The sequence below is a fragment of the Pseudomonas sp. KU26590 genome (genome assembly GCF_026153515.1).
In the GTDB taxonomy this organism is placed as follows: domain Bacteria; phylum Pseudomonadota; class Gammaproteobacteria; order Pseudomonadales; family Pseudomonadaceae; genus Aquipseudomonas.
Window position 1 is genome coordinate 5881945 of record NZ_CP110644.1, and the last position, 21365, is coordinate 5903309.

At 62.0% G+C, this 21365-nt stretch carries 14 protein-coding genes; 7 read left to right on the top strand and 7 right to left on the bottom strand.

Going from position 1 to position 21365, the window contains the following annotated elements; genetic code table 11:
* Positions 1–162 precede the first annotated feature (162 nt).
* On the bottom strand, positions 163–2499 hold the full coding sequence (pbpC, locus tag OKW98_RS26130; protein ID WP_265387280.1) for a peptidoglycan glycosyltransferase PbpC: 2337 nt from the start codon (positions 2497–2499) through the stop codon (positions 163–165).
* Between the two features lie 164 nt (positions 2500–2663).
* Between pbpC and OKW98_RS26135 the strand changes: the two genes are divergently transcribed.
* Positions 2664–2957 (top strand): hypothetical protein, encoded by a 294-nt coding sequence (locus tag OKW98_RS26135; protein WP_074890469.1) that lies wholly within the window; start codon positions 2664–2666, stop codon positions 2955–2957.
* 166 nt (positions 2958–3123) lie between these two features.
* Here the strand turns inward: OKW98_RS26135 and OKW98_RS26140 are convergent, their stop codons facing one another.
* A complete protein-coding gene (locus tag OKW98_RS26140; RefSeq protein WP_265387281.1) occupies positions 3124–8049 on the bottom strand; it encodes an alpha-2-macroglobulin family protein in 4926 nt (1641 codons plus the stop codon).
* Between the two features lie 139 nt (positions 8050–8188).
* On the opposite strand from OKW98_RS26140, the gene OKW98_RS26145 reads away from it, so the two are divergent.
* Positions 8189–9529, top strand: a complete 1341-nt coding sequence (locus tag OKW98_RS26145) for an MATE family efflux transporter (protein WP_265387282.1) — start codon at positions 8189–8191, stop codon at positions 9527–9529.
* Here OKW98_RS26145 and OKW98_RS26150 read toward each other — a convergent pair.
* The 5 genes from OKW98_RS26150 to OKW98_RS26170 all read right to left on the bottom strand — a co-directional run bounded on the left by OKW98_RS26150 (position 9519) and on the right by OKW98_RS26170 (position 14775).
* Positions 9519–10412 (bottom strand): alpha/beta hydrolase, encoded by an 894-nt coding sequence (locus OKW98_RS26150; protein WP_265387283.1) that lies wholly within the window; start codon positions 10410–10412, stop codon positions 9519–9521. The genes OKW98_RS26145 and OKW98_RS26150 overlap by 11 nt on opposite strands.
* Before the next feature lie 90 nt (positions 10413–10502).
* Positions 10503–12416 carry an arginine decarboxylase gene (gene speA, locus OKW98_RS26155; RefSeq protein WP_265387284.1) on the bottom strand — a complete coding sequence of 638 codons (1914 nt, stop codon included), beginning with the start codon at positions 12414–12416 and terminating at the stop codon, positions 10503–10505.
* Between the two features lie 183 nt (positions 12417–12599).
* Entirely contained in the window at positions 12600–12971 is a 372-nt protein-coding gene (locus OKW98_RS26160; protein ID WP_265387285.1) for a translation initiation factor Sui1, read from the bottom strand.
* 163 nt (positions 12972–13134) lie between these two features.
* Entirely contained in the window at positions 13135–13680 is a 546-nt protein-coding gene (locus OKW98_RS26165) for an NUDIX hydrolase (protein WP_265387286.1), read from the bottom strand.
* Between the two features lie 3 nt (positions 13681–13683).
* On the bottom strand, positions 13684–14775 hold the full coding sequence (locus OKW98_RS26170) for a DUF2333 family protein (RefSeq protein ID WP_265387287.1): 1092 nt from the start codon (positions 14773–14775) through the stop codon (positions 13684–13686).
* A 439-nt stretch (positions 14776–15214) separates the two neighbouring features.
* Here OKW98_RS26170 and OKW98_RS26175 point away from each other — a divergent pair, with 439 nt between their 5' ends.
* The 5 genes from OKW98_RS26175 to accC all read left to right on the top strand — a co-directional run bounded on the left by OKW98_RS26175 (position 15215) and on the right by accC (position 21285).
* Positions 15215–16879 carry a response regulator gene (locus tag OKW98_RS26175; RefSeq protein WP_265387288.1) on the top strand — a complete coding sequence of 555 codons (1665 nt, stop codon included), beginning with the start codon at positions 15215–15217 and terminating at the stop codon, positions 16877–16879.
* A 116-nt stretch (positions 16880–16995) separates the two neighbouring features.
* Positions 16996–18780, top strand: coding sequence for a protein-disulfide reductase DsbD (locus OKW98_RS26180; protein ID WP_265387289.1), 1785 nt, complete (start codon positions 16996–16998; stop codon positions 18778–18780).
* Positions 18781–18932: 152 nt separating this feature from the next.
* Positions 18933–19385 (top strand): type II 3-dehydroquinate dehydratase, encoded by a 453-nt coding sequence (gene aroQ / locus OKW98_RS26185; RefSeq protein WP_265387290.1) that lies wholly within the window; start codon positions 18933–18935, stop codon positions 19383–19385.
* An 80-nt stretch (positions 19386–19465) separates the two neighbouring features.
* Positions 19466–19918, top strand: a complete 453-nt coding sequence (accB, locus tag OKW98_RS26190; protein ID WP_265387291.1) for an acetyl-CoA carboxylase biotin carboxyl carrier protein — start codon at positions 19466–19468, stop codon at positions 19916–19918.
* 17 nt (positions 19919–19935) lie between these two features.
* Complete coding sequence (gene accC, locus OKW98_RS26195) at positions 19936–21285, top strand: acetyl-CoA carboxylase biotin carboxylase subunit (RefSeq protein WP_265387292.1); 1350 nt, start codon at positions 19936–19938, stop codon at positions 21283–21285.
* The last annotated feature ends 80 nt before the right edge of the window (positions 21286–21365 follow it).

Consider the following 21365-nt stretch of genomic DNA (forward strand, 5'->3'; position numbering starts at 1 on the left):
TCTGAATATTGAACAGCGAATTCGTAGGAGCCGGCTTGCTGGCGAATGCATTTGTCCAGACACCGCGATGGTGCATGACCGGTCAGGTTCGCCAGCAAGCCGGCTCCTACGGTGGATCGGCGGCACCTCTGACCATGGGTCTCACGCACGGGCCTCTACGTTTCAATCCACCACACTGAATTCCACCCGGGCAGTCTGCCCGCTTTCATCCAGCACGCTCAGTTGGTAGCGCCCCAAACGCGTGAAGGTGTGGCTGTAGCTGTCCTGACTGGCGGTGTCGCCGACCGGGGTGCCGTCGATGAACCACCAGCGTCGGCCACTCCCGCCCAACGCCGACAGCGTGAGCCGCAACAGCTGCTGACTGCCGGCCGGCAAGCGCAATTGATCGCCCTCTCGCACCCCCACCACGGACAACGGCGGCGCCAGGCTCAATCCCTGGGGCGGGCATGACGGGTCGATGTCCGGCAGACGCGCCTCGCGTCGCTCAGTCTTCGGCAGCCAAGGCTCAAGCGGCGCAGGCCAGAGGGCAATGTCTTTCGGCTGAGCCTGTGGACAACTTGCCGCGACGCGCAGGCCTTTTTCGTTCAGCCAGACTTTTTCGGTGAGCCCCAACCCCAGCGGTTGATCGGTCGCCTGCAAGGTTGGCGGCGTCGTGCCATCGAGGGTCCAGGCGAATCGCTGACGCCGACAGTTCGGGTCGCTTTTGCTCATCGGCTGCCCCAGCGGCCAGCAGATCGCCGCGACGCCAACGTTGAGCGGCACTGGCAACACCGGCGGCAGTATGTTGCGCTGGGCATCGCGGTTCACCAACAGGTCGTGAACCTGCAGCATCAGCGGCGCTGCCGAGGCCAGCCCGAACTGCCCGGGCACCGGCGTGCCGTCGGGCCTGCCGATCCACACGCCAATCAGAAACCTCGGCCCCACGCCAATCGACCATGCATCACGGAAGCCGTAACTGGTGCCGGTTTTCCAGGCCAGCTGCGGACGCTGCACCAGTTCCGCATGGGGGTCGAGGTCAGGCCGTGACTGGCCGCTGAGAATGCGCCGAATGATCCACGCCGCACCCGGTGACATCATCGGCCGGTCACGCAGACGGTCATCGGGCTGCAAGCGAATGTCCGCACTGCGCCCGCCCCGCGCGAAAGCGCTGTAACCGCCCACCAAATCTTCCAGCCGACTGCCGGCGCCACCGAGAATCAACGCCAGATTGGGCTCGGCCAGGGGCGGCAAGGTCAGCGGTACGCCACCATTGCGCAGTTCCGCGGCGAAGCGTTTTGGGCCGTAGGCTTCCAGCAACTGCACGGCCGGCAGGTTGAGCGACATCGACAGCGCGGAGCTCGCCGCCACTGCGCCGTTGAACCCCGACGAGAAATTGCCGGGCCGGTAATCGCCATAGCGCCGGGGCACGTCCTGCAGCAACGACTCGGAATGGATCAACCCGGCGTCGATGGCCTTGCCGTAGAGAAAGGGTTTGAGCGTCGAGCCGGGCGAACGCAACGCGCTGACCATGTCGACATGACCAAAACGTTTAGCGTCGCCGATGTCCACCGAGCCGACGTAGGCGCGCACGGCCATGTTCTGCGCTTCCACCACCAGAATCGCGGCGGACGTGCGCTCGGGCAGACGCGCGCGCCAGCCCAGCAGCAGGTCTTCGAGACGACGCTGCAGACCGGCGTCCAGCGTGGTGCGGATCAGCGGCGGGCTGTTCGGACGGTTCAGGCGCCGGGCGAGCAAGGGCGCCAGGCTGGGCTCCTGACGAGGCGCAAGCAGCAGCGGCTCTTCCAGCGCTTCGTCAACGGCACCCTGCGGCCAGGTGCCGAACTCGGCCAGACGCCGCAGCACTTTGTCCCGGGCCGCCTGAGCACGTTGCGCGTGGCGATCCGGACGCAGACGACTCGGCGCCTGGGGCAGCACGGCCAACAGCGCCGCGTCGGCACGGGTCAGTTGTTGCGGGGACTTGCCCAGGTAGGCCCAACTGGCGGCGGCCACGCCCTGCAACGTACCGCCAAACGGCGCGCGATTGAGGTACAGCACGAGTATGTCCTGCTTGGACAGATGCCATTCCAGTTGCGCGGTGCGCCAGAGCTGCCGGAGTTTGCCCGCCAGCGTGCGTGAATGCGGGTCGAGCAAACGGGCGACCTGCATCGACAGCGTGCTGCCGCCGGACACCACGTGGCCGCCGCTGAGGTTTTGCCAGGCCGCGCGCGCCAACGCCATGGGGTTCACGCCGGGATGTTGATAGAACCAGCGGTCCTCGTAGGTCAGCAGCGCTTCGAGGTAATAAGGCGACACCTGATCGACCGTCAGCGGGTAGCGCCAGACGCCATTGGCATCGGCGAACCGCCACAGCGGCGTGCCGTCTTCGGCGAGCACCACGCGCGCCAGATCGTCCTTGGGCAAGGGCAGCGGCCAGATCCGGTCGGCGAGCCAGAGCAGCAGACACATGATGACCAGGCTGCCGATGAGCCCGGCGACTATGCGGGCACAGCGTCGCTGCATTCGCGAGCAAGCTCGCTCCCACATTGACCGCCAGCCGATGTGTCGTAGCAATAATCGTGTGATCTTCACAGAAAGCCTTTACCCGACAGGGAACTCGCCCAGACAATCAGCAGCCAAAGCGAGCAGTGCCGTTTTTGGTCCACGTCCCTCATCAGGAAGCAGATATGCAGGTAGAAAGCGTTTTCGAATGGCTCGGCCAAGTGATTGGCGCCGTGATCCGCTTCGTCGTCGACGGCTTAAGCTGGTTGTTCAACATGTTCACTCACGCGGGCGGCAATTTCGTTGACGGCCTGTCGCGCACGCTGGGCATGGACACTTCAATCGTCAGCATCGTGGCCCTGATCGTCGGGCTGATGCTGCTGTATTCAGCGATCCGCGCCTTCATGCGCGCCTCGATCATCATGGGGATCATCTGGCTGTTTCTGGGGTTGTGGCTGTTGAGCTGGATTATTCATTGATTGGTTTGATTTTGATCGTTCCCGAGCGGCGCTGATCGTTCCCACGCTCCGCGTGGTAATGCCGATGCAGCCCAAGACGCTCCGCGTCACCTGACGCAGAGCGTCGACCGAGGTGCTACCACGCAGAGCGTGGGAGCAATCCGGCCCAAGCGCGATCACCTAACCCCTACTTCTTGCCTTTCACCACCAACTGCGCCGGCGCTTCACCCAGTGCCTGCCAGTTCGGCCGATACATCGACTCCACTTGCGGCGGCGGCACGCGGTACACGCCCGGCGTCACAGCCCGCGCCAGATACAACAGGTGCACCGTGTTGAAGCCCTCCAGGTCCACCGCAGCCACATAACGATCACCACGGAATTCCTGATGCTTCACGCCGGCGTTTTCCATCGATTCGCGCCACTGTTTCACCGACTCGCTGGCGTCTTCGAGGCTGGCCGAACTCTGCGCCAGATTCTGGTTTTCGATCTCCAGACCGGCCGGGAGCAGGTCCACCACCAATGCGTCAGGCACGCGCTCCTTGGCCTTGATCTCAAGGTGAACCAAGACCAGTTCGCCGCTCTTCAAGCCATTGAGGTTCAGCGCCGCGCCATCCATGCCCAAATAGTCGCGGCTGATGGACAGGTTCTCGCCACCGGCCGCAGGCGGCTGCGACGGATAGCCGGAAATCGTCATCTGCTGATACAGCGTGTCGCCGCCGGTGTTCTGCACGGTCAACGGCGCGGCTAGCACTGAGCTGTCGAGTTTGACGCCCGGCTGGTCGTTGCTCAGTTCGCGATTGTTGCTGCCGCTGGTCAACGTTGCCGCCCATTTGGCTTCAGGCTTGCCGAGCAGATCGCGACCGGCGAGGAACAGCGAGTTGCGCTCCTGGGTCGACAGATAAAGGTTCGCCGCGACCTGATCGGACAGCGCAAACAGCCGCTCCTCAACCTTGTCCGGCGCCAGTTTGTTCTCCTCCAGCAGCGACAGAATCAACGCCTGATCACGCAACGGGCTGCCGTAATCGGCGAGCCAGTCGTTGGCCTTGCGACCCGCCGCCAGCCCTGCAAGCAAAGCTTGATCGGCGCGGGGTTTGTCGCCCATTTTCTCCAGTGCGATGGACAGCTGCACCAGCGGCAGGCCCGATCGCGCGTCGCTGCGGCGATCGAACAGGCTGCGCAGCGCACCCAACGGCGCCTGCTGACTGCGCGACAACACCAGACCGGCGTAGGCCTGCACGGCGAAACGGGTGTGGTCGGCGTTTTCGCTGTAGTTGACCTCGATCTGATTGCGCTCCTGCAGGTAACGCAGCAGACGCTCGTTGGCCTTTTTCAGCGCATCCGGCGGCACGGCAAAGCCTTGGTCGCGAGCACGCAGCAGGAAGTCAGTGACGTAAGCAGTCAGCCAATATTCCTCCTCGCCGTCCGCCGCCCACAGGCCGAAGCTGCCGTTGTAACGCTGCATGCCGATCAGTCGCTCGATGCCCAGTTCGATCTTGCGCTTGCGGTCGGCATCGGATTCGCCTTGCAGGCCCAGACGCTTGAGCGTTGCGGCGTCGGCGTAGAGCGACGGGTACAAGCCGCTAGTGGTCTGCTCCAGGCAACCGTAGGGGTAGGCTTTGAGCGCCCGAATCTGTTCGCCGAGGTTCAACGGCGGACGGCTCGACACCGACAGCAACGCCTCACGCCCAGCGGGCTCAAACGCCTCAAGGGCGCCCTCCGGCAGGCTCCACGCCTGATCCTTCAGCACCGCGCGATATTGCTTGAGCATCGCCGGGTACGCAGGGCGCACGCCGATGGTCCACTCTCGGCTGAAGGCCGGCAGGTTCTCACCCGGCAGCTCCAAACCGTTAACCGTGACCCGAATCACGCCCTGACCGAAACCGCCCAGCGCCTTCACCGGAATCTGCAACGTGGTGCGTTGCCCCTGATTCAGGCTGACGGCCTTGGCGCCGTCGCCTTCGGCCAGACTCAACTGCCCTTCAGCCACGACTTGCACATTGAGCTTCTGCGCTTTACCGGACAGGTTCGACAAGTCCAGCGCCACCTTGGTCTGGTCGCCGCCGGCCAGGAACCGGGGTGCCGACAACTCGGCAATCAACGGCGCGGCGACCACGGTTTTGGCTTCGGCCATGCCGTAGCGCTCGTCGGTCCAGGCCTGGGCCATGATCCGCAGCTCGCCGTTGAAATCCGGGATGTCGACGCTGACTTCTGCGTCGCCCTGCTCGTTCAGGGTCACCGGCGCGCTTTGCAGGGCGACGATGGTGACGCTGGTTTCCGGACGCTTGCCGCCTTTGGCCAGCGCCGCGTCGCCACCGAAGGCCAGACTGGCGAGACGATTACGGCCGGCCTCGATCAACTGGCCGTAGATGTCCAATTGGTCGGCGCCGTACTCCTTGCGCCCGAACATCGCCGCGAACGGATCCGGCGTGGCGTATTCGGTAATGTTGAGAATGCCCACGTCCACGGCCGCGACCAGCACATGCACGCTCTTCGGGATCGTGCCGTCAGCGTTCTTCGCGTTGACCTTCAGCTTGAGCGGCTGCTTGGGCCGCATCTTCTCGGGTGCCGTGACGGTCAGCGCCAGCTTGCGCTGCGAGCGATCCAGCGGCAGATGCAGGACGCCCACGGCGCGTTTCGGCGTGACGTTGGCTTTGCGCTCACCCGGACGAATCACCAGCGCGCTGACATAGAGGTCATGCCGCGCCCACTTCTTGTCCATCGGGATGTCGTAGGTTTTGCCTTCAGCGGGCACATCGATCTCTTGCCACCACAGCGGCCCTTCGCTGGATTCCACCAACAGATAGCCCTTGCCCGCAGACGGCGGCGTGACGGTCACTTTCGCGGTGTCGCCATCGGTATAGGCCGGTTTGTCCAGCGCCAGCTTGACCTGATCGGGACGCACGGCGCCGCCTTCGGCATTGTCCTGCCAGCGATAACCGGCCCAGAAACGCACGCTGCTGATCAGGCCGGTGGCCGGATCCTCGACTTCGACGCGATACGGGCCCCACTCGACCGGGAAGCTGATTTTCGCTGTCGAGTCCTTCTTCACGCTGAGGGTGTCTTCGGACAGGTTGAGAAACTTCTCGTTGAAGTGATAGCTCCAGCCATCGCTGTCGGAGTAGTTCCAGTAGTAATCGCGACGCTCGCGGACCAGCCGCACTTTAAGGTTGTCGGCGGCCAGTTTGTGGCCTTGGGCGTCAGCCATCAGCACTTCGAACTCAACCGGGCCGTCACCATCAGTGGCTTCGCCTTCGTACAAACCACGCAGGCCGGGCATTGCGTCTGCGGGCCAGACCGGCTGGGTCAGACGCCGCGTGATCGGCCGCCCACCCGACTCCTGCAAACTGGCTTGCAGCACCAGCTCCAGCGGTGAACGGGCCTTGGCCCATTGGCTGTCAATGCTCAGGTCGAGCTTGCCGTTGGCGTCCAGCGTGCTGTCTTCGATTTCCAGGTCTTGCTTGAGGTCTTCTTCGGTCACCGAGCCGAACTGATAACCCGGCAGGCCGGGCACGGCTTCACGCAGCGGACGCACATACAGCTGACCGTTCAGGCGATTGCCCGACGCCGGCGCGCCGTAGAGGTATCGACCAGTGATCGCCACATCGAACGGCGCATCGGGGGCCAACGGGGTGTCGCTGCCCTTGAGCTCCAGCGCCATGCGCTCAGGCAGGAAGTCCTCGACCTGGAACTCGTAAAGCTGCGGCTTGCCGTCACCCAGATCAAACACCAGTTGCCAGCGACCTGTCGGCGCCTCTTCCGACAGCTGCAATTGATATTGATAGAGCCCGGTGGCGTCAGCGTCCCACACGAACTTGCGACTGACCTGCTCATCCGGGCGACGCACTTCCACGGTGATCGGCTGAGGTTTCACGCTCTTGCCGTCGCTGTCACGTAGCAAGCCGTTGAGCAGCACGACTTCGCCCGGGCGATAGAGGTCGCGGGGGCCGAAGATGAAAAATTGCAGCGGGTGGGCCTTGGGGCCAGTGATGTCGAATTCCGCCAGATCCAGCGCGGCGCTGTTCAGACGCAGCATGCTGGTCTGCTCGCCTTGATGGGCCAGCAGCACTTGGGCCTTGGCCGGCAATGGCAGCTCGGCGTGGCCGGCGCTGTCAGTCTTGCCCTGGCCGATCACGCGACCCTTCTCGTCATACAGCTCGACGTCAACGCCGCTCAGGGCTTTGCCGCCTTCCAGCGCCTGGGTGAATACGTCGAGGCGGTTGGCGTAACGGTGCGCCGACAGGCCAATGTCGCTGAGGGTGAACAGCGTGGCCGGCTGCGTGTAGTTGTAGGTCCCTGACGCGCGCATCACAGCCAGGTAAACGCCCGGCTGTTGCAGTGGTTTGAGACCCGAAATCGGCAGCAGCACGGTTTCGCGGGTGTTGCGCGCAGGGTTCAGGTCGAAACGGCCGCTGTAGACCAGATCGGCCAGGGGCAGCAGTTCTTTGGACTGGTAACTCTCAAGACTGGACGAACCTTCCCACGAGCCTAAAAACGCAGGCAGTGACTCGGGCTTGATGCGGAAGAATTCAACGTCCACTTTATCGACGTTGAGCGCAATCACCGGCAGCCCTTCGGCGAGCCGCGTTGGCAGCAGACTGCCGCGACTGGCGAAGCCCACGGTCGCTTGCAAGTCAGCCGTTTCAATACGCGCGGAATACTCAGCCGCCAACGCGTTGTTGTTTACCGCCAGCAGACCCGGATCGATGGTCAAGACCAGTTTGCGCTTGGGCTCAAGGTGACGCAGGCGCAGCTCCATGAGGTTGTCCGAGAGTTCCCAGGCGCCATCCACCTTGCCGTCCTTGCTATCGACCAGGTGCACTTTTTCAGCGAATTTCTGATCGGGATTCAGTGGCACCGAGAAGCTCAACGACAGCGTGCTGGCGCCATCGAGCTGAACTTCGGAGACGTCCACCACCGTCAACTCGCGCCCGGCGTACCGCTTGCTCAGCGCGGGAATATCCACCGCAGGCTTGGGCTTGGCATCGGCGGGTCCCGGTTGCGCAACTGCCGCAGCAGGTGGGGCGGGGACAGCCGCGGGCTTGTCGGACGAAGAGGAATCGCAGGCACTGAGCAGTACCAGCGCGCAGGCCAGGAACAATCCTTTGTTTAGCATGAGGCACTCATTTGGACGGCAGCGATGAGGGAGCAGAAGTTATAGCACCGCTTTGGCAATCGTAAAGCGCGGCGCGCAGATAGACCGTGGGTTTGTGCGTTTGTTCTCGCTACACTCGCGCGCTTGCCCGGGAGCCTTTATGTCCAACTTCTTCAACGACTGGCGTCAGCGCGCCACGCATCGGCAGGTGTGGGCGCTGGCGGCGCCGATGATTCTGTCGAATATCTCCGTGCCGCTGGTTTCGCTGGTCGACAGCACGGTCATCGGTCACCTGCCCCACGCCCACCAGCTCGGCGCCGTGGCAGTCGGCGGCACGCTGTACAGCTTTCTCGCCTGGGCGATGGGTTTTCTGCGCATGGGCACGACCGGGTTTGCCGCCCAGGCCGCCGGGCGCAACGACGGGGCGGCGCTACGCCAAGTGCTGTTGCAGGGCTTGCTGCTGGCGATGGGGTTTTCTGTGCTGTTGGGGCTGATCGGCCTGCCGTTCCAGCACCTGGCGCTTGAAATGATGCAGCCTTCGGACGACCTCAACGACCTGACCCGCGACTTTTTCCACACCCGCTTGTTCGGTTTGCCGGCAGCGTTAGCGAGCTACGCGCTGGTGGGCTGGTTCCTCGGGCTGCAAAACGCTCGCGCGCCGCTGGCGATTCTGCTGACCACCAACCTGGTCAACATCGCGCTGAACCTGTGGTTCGTCATGGGCCTGGACTGGGGCGTGGTCGGCTGCGCGCGTGCGTCGGTCATCGCCGAATGGACCGGCGCCCTCCTCGGCCTCGCCCTCACCCACAAAGGTCTGCACGCGTATCCGGGACAGCTGGCCGTGTCCGCACTCAAGCGCTGGCAGAGCTGGCGACCGCTGCTCACGGTCAATCGCGATATCTTCATTCGCAGCCTGATCCTGCAATCGGTGTTCTTTTTGATCACCGTGCAAGGCGCGCGACTGGGCGATGCTACCGTGGCCGCCAATGCGCTGCTGCTTAACGGGCTGTTGCTGATGGCCCACGCGCTGGACGGACTGGCCCACGCCGTCGAAGCCCTCTGCGGACACGCCATCGGCGCACGGGACCGCAGCGCCTTGCGACGCTCGCTGAACGTCTCCGGAGGCTGGTCACTGATTTGCAGCGTCGCGTTTGTGGGGCTGTTTCTGCTGGGCGGGCACCTGTTCATCGAGATGCAGACCGACATCACCGCAGTGCGTGACATCGCCTTCGTGTATCTGCCTTATCTCGCCGTGCTGCCCTTTGTCGCGGTCTGGAGTTATTTGCTCGATGGCCTGTTCATCGGCGCCACCCGTGCCCGCGAGATGCGCAACGCAATGGTGGTCACGGCCTTGATCACCGCACCGTTTGCCTGGCTGGCAAGCGGGTTCGGCAACCACGGGCTGTGGCTGGTGTTTTTGCTGTTCATGGCGGTGCGGGCGCTGACGCTGGGGTATCTGGCGCTCAAGCTCAACCGCAGCGGCGCCTGGTTCAACGGCTGACCGAAACCCTCGACACCTGTGCCTGATCCTGGGCATGGATGAACGCTACAACTTCCTCCAGCACAGGCGCGAGGCTGCGTAACGGCCTGGCAAGTGCACCCACCAGCGTGCGGTGGCTGGTACGAGAGAAATACAACTCGCGCACTGCCACGCCCTGAGCACGCAAACGACTGGCTATACCCCCGGTGTTGCGTTGCGGGTTTACCTCCGTGTCATCGGCGGAAGCGAGCAGCAGCGCCGGCGGTGACGCCGCGCTGACATGGTTGATCGGCTGGGAGTCGGGTGGCGAATTTGGGAAGTAAAACACCGGCTTCACCTCCGCATCTTCGATGGGCAGAAAATCATAGGGCCCGGCCAGACCGATCCAGCCCTTGATGATGGAAGGCGTCGTACCCGCCGCCGCCAGCCATTGTGGGTCCAGCGCCAGCATCGCCGCGTTGTAGGCCCCGGCACTGTGGCCCATCACATACAACTTCGCCGGGTCACCGCCGAACTGACGAATGTGCGCGTGGGTCCAGCCCACCGCCTGGGCGCTGTCCTGCAGCAGCTCCTGGTAATGCACTTGCGGGTAGAGCCGGTAATCGGCAAGTACCGCCACGATGCCCCGGGACGCGAGCGCCTCACCGACGAAGGCGTAGTCACCCCGCGATCCGCTGGTCCAGCTGCCGCCATAGAAGAACACGACGACCGGCGCGCCCGGCGCGGCATCTTTGGGCGTGTAGACATCGAGCTTATTGCGCGGGTCAGGGCCGTACGCCAGGTCGGACGTTCTGGTGAACGTGCTGCTCGGGGTAAACGCGTTGAGCACCTTCAACGGCGTGCAGGCCATCAACAAGGTCATCAGCCAGGCGGTGAATACTGCTTTGAGCGCCAGTTTGATCATCGTTCATGCTCCCGAAAAAGTGGAGGACGCCTTACTGTGCGGACAGCGAAAACGGGCCACGAGGGCCCGTTTTTGAGAGTCGCTACATCATCAAGACGACAGGTAGGAAGACCGCGTCAGGCCCAGGCGCAACGCATCCAGAAACTGCGTGCGCTCACGCGGGGTGATCTTGGCGCTGGCGACTTTGTCCCGGTAATGGGTCATCAGTTCTTCCGGCGACAAGTGCACGTAACGCAGCATGTCTTCGATGGTGTCGTGGGTTTCGATCCCGGCCGAATACGCGCTGCCATCCTGATTCTGGTAGATGTTCACCGAATCGGTGTCACCGAACAGGTTGTGCATGTCGCCCAGAATTTCCTGATACGCGCCGACGAGGAACACGCCCAGCAAATAATCCTCACCCTCGTTCAACGCGTGAACCGGCAGGCTGGTCTCGATGCTCTGCTCGTCGACGTATTGATTGATCTTGCCGTCGGAGTCGCAGGTCAGGTCTTGCAGCACGGCGCGACGCATCGGCTCTTCGTCCAGACGGTGCAGCGGGATGATTGGCAGCACCTGATCGATCGCCCACGTGTCCGGCAGGCTCTGGAACACCGAGAAGTTGCAGATGTACTTGTCGGCCAGCTTGTCGTTGAGTTCGTCGAGCACCTGACGATGGGAACGCTGGCGGGCTTTCAGCGAGTTGTGCAAACGACGGCACACCGCGAAATAGCACTGCTCGCCCAAGGCCTTTTGCGCCAGGGTGATCTTGCCGTCGGAATACTGGGACGCGATGTCGCTCATGTAATGCGTGGCGCGCCAGTAGGTCTCGGTGACCATTTCGATGTCGGTCGGGCCAAGCAGATCGACCAGCCATTGCAGGGTTTCCGGCAGGTTTTCCTTATCGGTGATTTCCGGCACTTCGTCGTTATGACGTTCAACGTCCGTCACCTGGATCACCAGCATGGCGTGGTGCGCGGTCAGCGAGCGGCCGCTTTCCGAGAAGATGTGCGGATGCGGCAGGCCCTGCGCGTCGCAGAACTCCTTGAGCATCCCGACCACGACACCGGCGTAATCGTCCATGTCGTAGTTGATCGAACTGGCATTGCGCGAATGCGTGCCGTCGTAGTCGACACCCAGACCGCCGCCCACGTCGATGTGATCCACCGGCAGTCCAAGGTTACGCAGCTCGCCATAGTAACGAATCGCTTCCTTGAAACCGTGTTGGTAGTCGGCCAGGTTGGCGATCTGCGAACCCATGTGGAAGTGCAACAGACGGATGCCCTGATCAAGCCCTGCCTTGGTGAAGCGCTCGACGACCGACAGCAATTGCGCGGCGGACAGCCCGAACTTGGACTTCTCGCCACCTGTGTCGGCCCATTTGCTGGAAGCCAGGGACGACAGGCGCACACGCAGACCCACTTGCGGCGCGACCTTCAGCTCGGCGGCTTCTTCGATGACCAGTTCGACTTCGGATTCTTTCTCGATGACGATGAAAACGTTGTGGCCCAGCTTCTGCCCCATCAAGGCCAGACGAATGAACTCGCGGTCCTTGTAGCCGTTGCAGACGATGGTGCCTCCCTTCGGCGCGAGGGCCAGCACGGCCATCAGCTCAGGCTTGGAGCCGGCTTCGAGACCAATGGAAACGTTTTGCGTGGCGATGATGTTTTCCACCACCGCTTCCTGCTGGTTGACCTTGATCGGGTACAGCGCGGTGTATTTGCTCTGGTATTCCAGGCGGGCGATGTTCTCGTCGAACGCACCGGTCAGCTGGCGCACGCGGTCCTGCAGAATGTCAGGGAAGCGCACCAGCAATGGCAGGGACAAACCGCTTTTGCGCAGCTGGTCGACCTGCTCGTAAAGATCGATGGGCGAGCTGGTCGGCCCGTTGGGGCGAACTTCAACGCGGCCGGCTTCATTGATTGCGAAATAACCGGCCCCCCAATGACGGATCCCGTAGACACTGCGGCTGTCTGCCACGGTCCATTGGCTGCCATCGTCTTTGCGTGTGCGTCGTACGGACATCAAAGTCCCCTATAGAAAAGTCATAAAGCCCCGGCCTGACCGGCTGGGCGCAGTGTAGAGCGTGGAAATGACGGTTTAGCGCCTGCTCGCTGTGGGGCAATAGACCCGCATTGCGCAGCAGAGTTTGCATGGGTGACTGCGGCCAGACCGACGACAAAAATAAACGGGCTTGAAACGGGAGGCTCAACCGCCCGACTTCTTCGCCTTGAAACCCTGCTTGACCAGCTCGGCCAGCAGCGTTTCGACGTGGTCACCCTGGATCTCGATCACGCCATCCTTCAGCGCGCCGCCGGTGCCACAACGCTGCTTGAGGGTCTTTGCCAGGTCCTTGAGCGCGTCCTCGGCCAGCGGAACGCCGGTGACGGTCGTGACGGTCTTGCCGCCGCGGCCCTTGCTTTCACGGCGCACGCGGGCAATGCCATCGCCTTCGGGGATGAGCGTGCTTTTGCAGGTGCAGGCGTCGACAGGCTGACGGCAGTCGGGGCAATGCCGACCGGCGTCGGTTGAAAATACCAGGCCACCGAGGGCGGCGAAGGATGCGGCTTTTTTGGCCACCGGCAATCCTCTTGTTGAGGAGCGAAGTCTGGCCGACGGGAGCCGACCGCGAAGCCCCACTCAGGCAGGGGCGGCGCTACCGGATCGCAAGGGCGGTCCGGCGTGAAAAGTCGCGCAGTGTAACGGCAAAAAGCGCAGTTGCTAAGTGCAAATATGCGCCAATTTACGGAACATTTGCGACGCCTTCCAAATAGCGCTTGAAGGCGGCCAACGAGTCGGGGCAGTAAGGCTTTTCAGTGGTTTCGCGCAGCACGTGGTCGATGCTGAGAAAGCGCGCTTCCAGCACTTCTTCACGCTGCAGCTTGAGCGGACCGTCCCAGACCGCCGAGAACACCGCGCACCACAGCCGGTTGTCCGGCTGATCGAAGAAGAACCGCTCGTGGGCCGTAAGCTCCACTCCGGAGACGCCGAGCTCTTCCGCAAGTTCGCGCGCCGCCGAGAGCGCGTAGCTTTCATCGGCCTGGACCATACCGCCCGCTGCCACATCCCAATAGCCGGGATAGATCGCCTTGCTCAGCGTGCGTCGGTGCACACACAGCTCGCCCGCCGAATTGAACAGAAGGATGTAGGTGCCGCGCCCGATCAGGCCGCGCTCACGCAGTTCTGCTCTGGGCAACGCGCCAAGGGGTTGATCGTGACGATCAACCCAGGCAATCAGCTCGGCATCGGAGGCCGCACGGTGGGCGGCCTCTTGATCGGAAACACTCATCGATCAGCCTTGGGACAGCAGCTGACGCAGGTCAATCACCGCCGCATTGGCACGCGACAGGTAGTTGGCCATCACCAGCGAGTGGTTGGCAAAAATCCCGAAAGGGCTGCCGTTGAGGATCATCGGGCTCCAGATCGGCTCTTGCGAGGCTTCCAGTTCACGAATGATCTGACGCACGCTGACGGTTGCATTTTTCTTCGCCAGAACATCGGCGAAATCGACTTCGATCGCGCGCAGCAGGTGCGACAGCGCCCAAGCCTGACCGCGTGCTTCGTAGAAGACGTTATCGATCTGCATCCATGGGGTTTCAACGATTTCTTCGTCAACCTGCGGCACTTCGCCCGGCTTGACCGTGACCGTGGATTGCGCCTCGGTTTTCAGGGTGCTGTTCAGCTTGACCCGACCCACGCTGGCGGACAGCCGCTGGGACAGAGAACCCAGTCGGGTGCCGACGTCGCCCAGCCAGTTATTCAGGTTGTCGGCGCGGGTGTAGAACAGCGCGCCTTTTTGATTCGGGTCAGACAGGCGCGCCTGATAGCGGCTCAACATAGTGATGCCTTCGCGGTATTGAGACTCGCTCGAAGGCAGCACCCAGCTTTTATTGTCGAAGTTGAACAGCGGCTCGGCGCGCGCCAGGTCGCCATCTTCGGCGGACTGCGACTGCGAGCGGGCGAAGTCTTTACGCAGCGCACGGCTCATGTCGCGCACCTGGACCAGCACGCCGTATTCCCAGCTCGGCATGTTGTCCATCCACAGGCCGGGCGGCGAGCGATCGTTGGAAATGTAACCGCCTGGCTTATCCAGCAGAGTGGACGCGACGGTCTTGAGGGTTTCGACGGTGGTGTAGCCCAGCACCATCTGCTTGCCTTCGCTTTGCGCGGCAGCCTGGGCTTGCTGCTGGACCGGAAACAATGGCGGTTCGCTACTCCACCAGATGCCGAGCACCACGGTGACCACCAGGTAAATACCCACCACGGCCCCGACGGCGCGACTGAACAACAGGCCGCCCCAATAACCGCGACGCGCCTTGCCCATCGGCTTTTCGTCAACGCGTTCAGTTCCCGCGCTGCCCGAGCGCTTCTTCCAATCCAGCATGGCCTTGTCCTTTCAATCACGGAATTCAGTGCTTCTGACCGCAACCTTACAGCAAGGTGCGTTTGGCAGGAATGTGGTGGCAGGTGCAATTCTTTGGCAACTGAGTGGAGCGCCTTCCCGACTGAAGACGGTCCTGCGAGATGAACGCGGCTGTTTAGTGGGACCGGCTCTCGCCGGGAATAGACGGATGCGGGCGCCATCAGGGTACGGCTTACAGCGCCTCATCCATTCTCTTACACCCCTTCACCCAGACTGATCGACGTCCCCTGAATTGAACCAACTGGTCCGAACACCAAAACCTCTCAAAAGCTAAAAATTTGACGGAAAAAAGCGTCAAAAAACATGAAAAAATCCACGCGCGGCATCCTGACCCGGGAAAAGTAGTGCTAGCATAGCGCCATCATTTATATCGGGGTTTCCCCTATAAAGAAGTCAGAACATGACCGAAGCAGCAGACCCGAGCCGCAACAGGCTCAAGCACCACTTTGCCCAGCGCGTTATCCATCAGGCTCGTCAGATTCTTGAGGTGTGGCAGCGCCTGCAGCAAAGTGAATGGTCTGCAGCGGACATGGCTGAACTCACCGAGGCAAACCAGCGGCTGCTGCGGTTCGCGGAACGTTTCGAGCAGGCCGAGCATGCACAACTGGCCACCGCCATCAGCCTGGCATTGCTCGACGTCGAGGCCAACCGCGGCCGTTTGAGCAGTGCCCTGATCACCGACCTCAATCGCCTGATGCAACGTCTGTCCCGAACCGGCCTCAGGCACGGCGACAGCCTTGAGCAAACCGCCCTGCCACCCCTGCGCAAGCCGATTTACATCGTGCTGGAGGATCATGAACGCGGCGAGCGTCTGGCCAAGCAACTGGAGTTCTTCGGCCTGAGCGCGCAATCCCTTGCCAGCGTCGACACCTTCCACATGACCATGGCCGAGCGCTTGCCCGCCGCCGTCGTCATGGACGTCGACTTCGGTGGCGCCGGGCTGGGCCTGAAGCTTGCTACGCAGATGCAGGAAGGACTCGAGCAGAAACTGCCGCTGCTGTTTTTCAGCCATCACGAGACGGACACGCCCACGCGCCTTGCCGCCGTGCGCGCAGGCGGCGAAGAGTTTCTGACTGGCACGCTTGAGGCATCAAGCCTGCTGGAGAAAGTTGAAATCCTGACCCGGGTCGCGCAGTACGAACCGTACAAGGTGCTGATCATCGACGATTCGCGCGCCCAGGCGACCCACACCGAACGCTTGCTCAACGGTGCCGGTATCGTCACCCGAACGCTGCTCGACCCGATCAAGGCGATGTCGGAGCTGGCCGACTTTCAGCCTGACCTGATCATCCTCGACATGTACATGCCCGGCTGCACCGGCACCGAGCTGGCCAAGGTGATACGCCACAATGACCGCTACGTCAGCGTGCCGATCATCTACCTCTCGGCTGAAGACGATCTGGACAAGCAACTGGATGCAATGAGCGAAGGCGGCGAGGACTTTCTCACCAAACCGATCAAGCCCCGCCATCTGATCACTACCGTGCGCAATCGCGCGGCACGGGCGCGCAACCTCAAGGCGCGCATGGTCCGCGACAGCCTGACTGGGCTTTACAACCACACGCACATCCTGCAATTACTCGAAGATTGCAGCTTCCGTTCGCGGCGAGAGAGCAAGCCACTGAGCTTCGCGATGCTGGACATTGACCACTTCAAGAGGGTCAACGACAGCCACGGCCATCCCATGGGCGACCGCGTGATCAAAAGCCTGGCGCTGTTCCTCAAGCAACGCTTGCGCAAGACCGACTACATCGGTCGCTATGGCGGTGAGGAGTTCGCCGTGGTCATGCCGGACACTGATCTGGCAGCCGCCCACGGCGTGCTCGACGAAATCCGCCAGCGCTTCGCCGAAATCCACTACCCCGCGCAACCCGTGGATCTGTTCTGCACGTTCAGCGCCGGGGTAGTGGAGATCGCCGAGGACGACGACGCGCTGACGATGGCCTCGCAAGCAGACGAAGCGCTGTACCGCGCGAAAAAAGCTGGCCGCAATCAGGTGCATGGGCTGGAAGAGCGCGCTGCAGTATCACCCCACAGCAAACACACCCATCCGGACATCGTTTGACTGGCAGCGTCCTACGTCATTTTCAGACCGAAGTTCAGACCGAAGAACCTTAGCCCTCCCTGCACGCCCGCAGCCACTCCGCTATCATGCGCGGACTTCTGTGATGCGAGACCGCCATGCGCCGCCTGCTTTGTCTGTTACTGCTTATCTGCGCCCTGCCCGCCGTCGGCGCGAGCTTTCTGGAGAACAGATCGAGCCCCACACTGGGCGGCATAACAGTCGACAACAGCAAGGACTTTCTGCCGGTTCGCCAGGCGTTCCAGCTGAACCTGAGCGACACCACCCCTGAGTCCATCAAGCTGCAGTTCGTCGCCACCGAAGGCTACTACCTGTATCGCCATCGCTTTCAATTTCGCACCGAGCCCGCCGACATCGGCCTCGGCGCCGCGCAACTGCCGGACGGCGAAAAGAAACACGACGAGTACTTTGGCGACGTCGAGGTCTATCACGGCATCCTGGACGTCAACCTGCCGCGCAAAGCCGGGGACACCCGCCCCTTTACGCTTGTGGTCACCTATCAGGGCTGCGCGGACAAAGGGCTGTGCTACCCGCCGGAAACCGAGCGCCTGAGCATCGGCGGCGCGAGCCCCGCAGCGTCCGATATCCCCCTGGCTGGCGATGTCACCCACGTCGAGTTCAGCTGGAAACAACTGGCGCTGTTTTTCCTCGCCGGCGTCGGCCTGACCTTCACACCGTGCGTGTTGCCGATGCTGCCAATCCTCTCCGGCGTGGTCCTGCGCGGGCAGATCGGCGGGCTGCGCGGGTTCTCTTTGTCCTTGGCCTACGTGCTGCCGATGGCGATCTGCTTTGCCGTTCTTGGCGCAGTGATGGGCATGTTTGGCGCCAGCCTGAATCTGCAGGCGCGGCTGCAATCGGCGTGGGTGCTCGTGCCGTTCGCCGGGTTCTTTGTGCTGTTCGCCGTCGCCATGTTCGGCGCGTTCGAGCTGCGCCTGCCCCGCGCCCTCAATGACCGACTGGACCGTATCGCCGGCAATACGCAGGGCGGGTCTCTGTGGGGCGCGGCTGTTCTGGGCGTGGTTTCAAGCCTGCTGGTCTCGCCTTGTGTCTCGGCACCACTGGCCGGCGCATTGCTTTATATAAGTGCGAGCGGCGATGCGCTGGGCGGGGCCTTGAAGCTGTTCGTTCTGGGCCTGGGCATGGGCGCGCCGCTGGTGCTGGTGGCAACAGGCGGTGCGGCGTGGCTGCCTAAAAGCGGGCCGTGGCTGGTCGCGGTCAAGAATGCGATCGGCGTGCTGTTGCTGGCCCTGGCCATCGGTTTGCTCAGCCGGGTAATTCCGGGGCAAGCCACGTTGCTGCTGATCGGGCTGCTATGTGCCGGCATTGCGCTGTTCATGGGCACGCTGGAGTTCAGCGAAAAGACCACGCGGGGTCGCCTCGCCCACCTGCTGGGCCTGTTCTTGCTGGTCTACGCTCTTGCCTGCTGGTACGGCGCGTTAAGCGGTCAGTCCGATCCATTGCGTCCAATCGGGCAATCCCAGATCCTTTCGGGCCGTGCTCAACCGACGCCAGAAAGCCGCTGGCAGACGGTGACCCAGGCGAGTGAGCTCGACCGGATTCTTGCGGAATCCAAAAGCGCAGGCCAGCCGGTCCTGGTCGACTGGTACGCCGACTGGTGCATCAGCTGCAAGGTCATCGAGCATGAGGTTCTGCCGGATCCGCAAATCGTCAATCAGTTGGGCGCTTTCAAGCTGATCCGCTTCGACATGACGGACAGCAACACCGAGCAACGCGCATTGCTGGATCGCTACAAGCTGTTTGGCCCTCCCGCATTGCTGTTTTTCGGAAAAAACGGCAACGAGCTGGAAAACGCACGCGTCGTCGGCGAAATCCACGTCGAAGCGTTCTCAGAGCGGCTTTCTAGAGCAAATGACCAAATTTAGCACCATGGTCACAAACTTCGCGCGAACATCGGGCATCGTGCTGAATATTGTGGGTAACTGGACAGTCCATCGTACTTTCCGGCATAGTCGCTGCCCATCAGCGGCTCACTCTGTGCGTGAGCGTCGAAAACGCGAACAACAAGGAACACTCGATGGCGACTTTTCTGGTTCTTCACGGACCTAACCTGAACCTGCTGGGGACCCGTGAACCGGGGATCTACGGCTCGATCACGTTGGCCGATATCAACCAGGATCTGGAACAGCGTGCGCGCGAAGCCGGTCACCACCTGATGTACCTGCAGAGCAACGCTGAATACGAGTTGATTGATCGCATCCACGCTGCACGCGATGAAGGCGTGGACTTCATCCTGATCAATCCGGCTGCTTTTACGCACACAAGCGTTGCGATACGTGACGCGTTGCTGGGAGTGAGCATCCCATTCATCGAAGTGCACCTGTCAAACGTGCACAAGCGCGAACCTTTCCGCCATCACTCCTACTTTTCAGATGTTGCTGTAGGCGTGATCTGCGGCCTTGGCGCCAGCGGTTACCGACTGGCCCTGGAGGCTGCCCTGGAACAATTGGCCAAGCGTTCTACGGTGTGAACGGCACAGTCCCGTACTGAGCCAGACCGCCGGAACCGGCCACCAAATCCCCCTGACCGTCCCTTGGGAGTTGATGATTAATGGATATCCGTAAAGTCAAGAAACTGATCGAATTGCTGGAAGAGTCCGGCATCGACGAACTGGAAATCCGTGAAGGCGAAGAATCCGTACGGATCAGCCGTCACAGCAAGACTCCAGCACAGCAGTACTACGCGCCCGCCCCCGTTGCCGCTCCGGCACCTGCCCCGGTTGCAGCACCCGTGGCCGCCGCTGAAGCGCCTTCTGCTCCGAAGTACAACGGCAACGTCATCAAATCGCCAATGGTCGGTACGTTCTACCGCACTCCGGCGCCTGGCTCGCCAGCGTTCGTTGAAGTCGGCAAGACAGTGAAGAAAGGCGACACCATCTGCATCGTTGAAGCGATGAAAATGATGAACCACATCGAAGCTGAAGTCAGCGGCACGATCGAATCCATCCTGGTAGAAAACGGTCAGCCGGTTGAGTATGACCAGCCGCTGTTCACTATCGTTTGAACCGGGGAGAGCCTGCGATGTTGGAAAAAGTCCTGATCGCCAACCGCGGCGAAATCGCCTTGCGCATCTTGCGTGCCTGTAAAGAACTGGGCATCAAGACCGTCGCGGTCCATTCCACGGCAGACCGTGAGCTGATGCACCTTGGCCTGGCAGACGAAACCGTCTGCATCGGCCCGGCGCCAGCCAATCTGTCGTACCTGAACATTCCGGCCATTATCTCGGCTGCGGAGCTGACCGGCGCCACGGCGATCCACCCGGGCTACGGTTTCCTCGCGGAAAACGCAGACTTTGCCGAGCAGGTCGAGAAATCCGGCTTCGCCTTCATCGGCCCCAAGGCCGAAACCATTCGCCTGATGGGCGACAAGGTTTCCGCCAAAGACGCCATGAAGCTCGCCAACGTGCCAACCGTCCCCGGTTCAGATGGCCCGTTGCCGGAAGACGAAGAAACCGCGCTGCGCATTGGCCGTGAAGTCGGCTATCCGGTGATCATCAAGGCCGCTGGCGGCGGCGGTGGTCGCGGCATGCGCGTGGTGCACAAGGAAGAAGACCTGATCGAAGCGGCCAAGCAGACTCGCGCTGAAGCGGCTGCCTGGTTCAGCAACCCGATGGTCTACCTGGAAAAATACCTGACCAACCCACGTCACGTGGAAGTCCAGGTGCTTTCCGACGGCCAGGGCCATGCAATCCATCTGGGCGACCGTGACTGCTCGCTGCAGCGTCGTCACCAGAAGGTTCTGGAAGAAGCGCCGGCACCGTTCATCGACGAACAAGCCCGCAAGGACGTGTTCGCGGCCTGTGTCAAAGCGTGCATCGACATCGGTTACCGTGGCGCCGGCACGTTCGAGTTCCTGTACGAGAACGGCCGTTTCTACTTCATCGAAATGAACACCCGTGTTCAGGTGGAGCACCCGGTTTCGGAGATGGTCACCGGCATCGACATCGTCAAGGAAATGCTCAGCATCGCCGCTGGCAACAAACTGTCGTTTACCCAGGATGACGTCGTCATCCACGGGCATTCGCTGGAGTGCCGGATCAATGCTGAAGACCCGAAGACGTTTGTTCCGAGCCCGGGTCTGGTCAAGCATTTCCACGCGCCAGGCGGTAATGGCGTGCGTGTGGATTCGCACCTGTACAGCGGCTACAAGGTTCCGTCCAACTACGACTCCTTGATCGGCAAGCTGATCACCTGGGGCGCAACCCGCGACGAAGCCATGGCGCGCATGCGTAACGCACTGGACGAAATCGTGGTCGACGGGATCAAGACCAACATCCCTCTGCACCGTGATCTGACCCGCGATGAAGGCTTCTGCGAAGGCGGCGTCAACATCCATTACCTGGAACACAAGCTGGCCGCTGACAAGCATTGATCCGCCAGTAAGTGCTCCAGAACAACAAAGCCGCTTTCGAGCGGCTTTGTTGTTTTTGGGACCTGCCATATAGATTTTGG

Excerpts from the sequence above, each read along its gene's own strand:
- pbpC (WP_265387280.1), bottom strand. The coding sequence starts at position 2,499 with ATGCAGCGACGCTGTGCCCGCATAGTCGCCGGGCTCATCGGCAGCCTG.
- OKW98_RS26135 (WP_074890469.1), top strand. The coding sequence starts at position 2,664 with ATGCAGGTAGAAAGCGTTTTCGAATGGCTCGGCCAAGTGATTGGCGCC.
- OKW98_RS26140 (WP_265387281.1), bottom strand. The coding sequence starts at position 8,049 with ATGCTAAACAAAGGATTGTTCCTGGCCTGCGCGCTGGTACTGCTCAGT.
- OKW98_RS26145 (WP_265387282.1), top strand. The coding sequence starts at position 8,189 with ATGTCCAACTTCTTCAACGACTGGCGTCAGCGCGCCACGCATCGGCAG.
- OKW98_RS26150 (WP_265387283.1), bottom strand. The coding sequence starts at position 10,412 with ATGATCAAACTGGCGCTCAAAGCAGTATTCACCGCCTGGCTGATGACC.
- speA (WP_265387284.1), bottom strand. The coding sequence starts at position 12,416 with ATGTCCGTACGACGCACACGCAAAGACGATGGCAGCCAATGGACCGTG.
- OKW98_RS26165 (WP_265387286.1), bottom strand. The coding sequence starts at position 13,680 with ATGAGTGTTTCCGATCAAGAGGCCGCCCACCGTGCGGCCTCCGATGCC.
- OKW98_RS26170 (WP_265387287.1), bottom strand. The coding sequence starts at position 14,775 with ATGCTGGATTGGAAGAAGCGCTCGGGCAGCGCGGGAACTGAACGCGTT.
- OKW98_RS26175 (WP_265387288.1), top strand. The coding sequence starts at position 15,215 with ATGACCGAAGCAGCAGACCCGAGCCGCAACAGGCTCAAGCACCACTTT.
- OKW98_RS26180 (WP_265387289.1), top strand. The coding sequence starts at position 16,996 with ATGCGCCGCCTGCTTTGTCTGTTACTGCTTATCTGCGCCCTGCCCGCC.
- aroQ (WP_265387290.1), top strand. The coding sequence starts at position 18,933 with ATGGCGACTTTTCTGGTTCTTCACGGACCTAACCTGAACCTGCTGGGG.
- accB (WP_265387291.1), top strand. The coding sequence starts at position 19,466 with ATGGATATCCGTAAAGTCAAGAAACTGATCGAATTGCTGGAAGAGTCC.
- accC (WP_265387292.1), top strand. The coding sequence starts at position 19,936 with ATGTTGGAAAAAGTCCTGATCGCCAACCGCGGCGAAATCGCCTTGCGC.